Below are 2,595 nucleotides of genomic sequence, written 5' to 3' on the forward strand. Positions count from 1 at the left end.
ATCATGACACGGGAAAGGGGGGGGGGTCCCGGGTGTATCGCCGGGGAAACCCCCCCCCCCCCCCCCCAACCCCCCACCACCTTGCGGCCTTCGCGACACACCGGATGAGTAGTCCCGGGGCGCTGGCTTGGTGATGCCGGCCAGGGGCCGCAGGCGAGGCCGAGGAGACCCGGCTGGGCGCCAGGTTTGTGGGTGCCGAACTGCTTGGTCATGTCGAGGAACTCGACTGGGGGCGACCCCCTGGAGGAGTCGAGGGGGAACCCCGGATCACGCGCCGCAGGCGGTACTCCTCGTTCTGGTGGCGGCGCTGCCGCTGAGCAAGTCGCCGCCGTGGACCAGCTTCAAAGAACTGCCGGGCTCAGCAGCCCTTCATCATCAGGGTTTGCCCAGGCGATGACAATGTGAGGTGGAAGGTTATGACCGAAATGAAGAAGAACGGGATTGCTTCCTCGGGGCGGAGTCAGGACGACTCCGGGCAGCAGCCGTTGTCAGCTGCAGCTCCTCGGCGGTCTGCGTTACGTGCGCTGGGAGCTTCTGGCGTGGGCGCGGGAGTGTTCGCTGCCGTGGCTGCGGGCGGAACCGCGCGCGCCGCAACTGTCTCTCTCCCCGGAGCAAGTTCCGTATTCGACGTGACCGCCTATGGCGCGGTCGGAGATGGCGTGGCCGACGACAGCACGCCGATCCAAAAGGCCATCAACGTTGCTAGCGCCAAGGGCGGTATCGTCTGGCTCCCTCCTGGCACCTACCGGCTGGGAACGGGACTCATCGTCAACAAACCTGTGATCATCGCCGGTGCCGGCTGGGGACCGGCCCAGAACACCAATGGTTCCTGGCTGCGTGTCGACTCAACGAACGTCAGCGCGATCACCATTACTTGGGGGGGATCCGGGACCACGGTGGCTGATCTCGCGTTCAGCCACAAGCAGCCTGCCCTCGGGCCCGGCTGGGCGCCCCTTGACTATCCCCCGGCCATTCAGGTCAGCTGCACGGACGTCCACATTCACGACGTCATGCTGCACAATCCCACACGAGGCATCAGCATCACCTACCCTAACGGAGTTGTCGGCCGTGTCTGCCTGGAGCGGATCTTCGGCCAGCCACTGCGGCAGGGAATTGAAATCGACAACGCACTCGACGTCATCAAGATCGACAATATTCACTTCTGGCCGTTCTGGAGCGTCGACCAGAATGTCGGGGCTTACGTGGCTGGCAACGCGACCGCAATCCGCTCATCTCGGAACGACAACCCCCATTTCACCAGAATCTTCGCGCTCGGGTACGCCGTCGGAATGCATTTCGACGCAAGCAACGGCGTCACGAGCAAGTTCCGGCTGTCCGATGCGGACTTCGACATCTGCGGCTACGGAGTAAGGATCACCGGTGGTGGTACGACGGGGCAGATCACCAACCTCACTTCTCAGGGGGCACAGGACGCGCAGGGAAACATCACTGGCATTGCTTGCCTGGATATTGAAGCAGATGGTGTAACGGTGCAAGCAACAAATGTGCGTGCATCGAATTTTACCACCAATGGTGTTCGTATTCAGGGAGCAAACAGTCGGCTCTTCCTGGAAAACTGCTGGGTGGAGAACTGGAATATTTCCCGGCGTGGTTTTCCCGGTATCGAAGCGGTCGCTCCGGCGTCGGTCTATGTCGGACGTGGACGGTTCTTCACGAACGGAAACTCGGCACCGGAAGTCGGCGGCACGGGTGTGGTGATTCTGGACGCGTGACGCGTGACGCGTGGAGCCGCGGGTGCCGTGTCCTTGGCCGAAGCAGCCGCCTTCGAGCATGGGCGGCTGTCGCTCGATGGCCTGGCGCCCGTGGTTTTCATCGTCATGACACCGGCGGAGCGTTCGGCGTCGGTGACGGCATCACCGCCCGCCACCCCGGCAAGCGGCTGACCATACTCAGATTGAAATCGTGGAGTCCGGTGGCCTGTGACAATGCCTGGAAGAACTCAAGGGCATCGGCCAGCGGGTACGGCTCCCGCAAGCCCCAACGGGTCGCACTCCACTCCTGGGCCTTCGCCCAGCTCGGAGACTTCATCGTCTACAAGGCCAAGCGGGCAGGCTTGCCCCTGGTCTTCGTTGATCCCGCGTACACATCGCAGACGTGCGCCGAGTGCGGCCACGTCGACAAGCGCAACCGTGTCGACCAGAAGCTCTTTATCTGCCGGGGGTGCGGGGTCGTTGCCCACGCCGACCGGAATGCTTCCCATAACATCGCCACCCGTGGCGAGATCGTGTGGAATGCGGGGCGTGAGTCACGCGGTCCCTGCCACCCCATAGGGGTGTCTGGACGGAGGAGCCAACCCAGCAGCCAGTCGGGCGCTACCTCCAAACCCGGCCCTTTAGGACCGGGTCAAGTTGACTTCACCGCCGGCCCTGGTATCGCAGGCTGTCTACCTGTCGAAGGTGTAGTACTTCGTGTGGTCCAGCAGGTCTGCCGGGCGCACGTTGTTCCACGGCTTCATCGTCTCGTTCAGGTCCACGACGTTCGGCGTGCCACCGCCCGGCACGTAGGCCGCGCCCGGGTGCCGCTGCTGCCACTGCGCCCACAGCTTGTCGACGAAGGCGTGGTGCAGCCAGAACA

At 63.6% G+C, this 2,595-nt stretch carries 2 protein-coding genes and 2 pseudogenes; 3 read left to right on the forward strand and 1 reads right to left on the reverse strand.

Annotated elements, in window-relative coordinates; translation table 11 throughout:
• The first annotated feature begins 416 nt into the window (after nt 1–416).
• The 3 genes and pseudogenes from ACZ7HQ_RS40275 to ACZ7HQ_RS40285 all read left to right on the forward strand — a co-directional run.
• A complete protein-coding gene (locus ACZ7HQ_RS40275) occupies nt 417–1,733 on the forward strand; it encodes a glycosyl hydrolase family 28-related protein (RefSeq protein WP_471001108.1) in 1,317 nt (438 codons plus the stop codon).
• Between the two features lie 33 nt (nt 1,734–1,766).
• Complete coding sequence (locus ACZ7HQ_RS40280; protein WP_471001114.1) at nt 1,767–1,904, forward strand: hypothetical protein; 138 nt, start codon at nt 1,767–1,769, stop codon at nt 1,902–1,904.
• A gap of 46 nt (nt 1,905–1,950) precedes the next feature.
• Nucleotides 1,951–2,278, forward strand: a pseudogene (locus tag ACZ7HQ_RS40285) (zinc ribbon domain-containing protein); the annotation flags it as partial.
• Nucleotides 2,279–2,404: 126 nt separating this feature from the next.
• On the opposite strand, the pseudogene ACZ7HQ_RS40290 reads toward ACZ7HQ_RS40285, so the two are convergent.
• Nucleotides 2,405–2,595 (reverse strand): annotated as a pseudogene (locus tag ACZ7HQ_RS40290) (tyrosinase family protein); the annotation flags it as partial.

Source organism: Streptomyces sp. NPDC037290 (assembly GCF_055603245.1).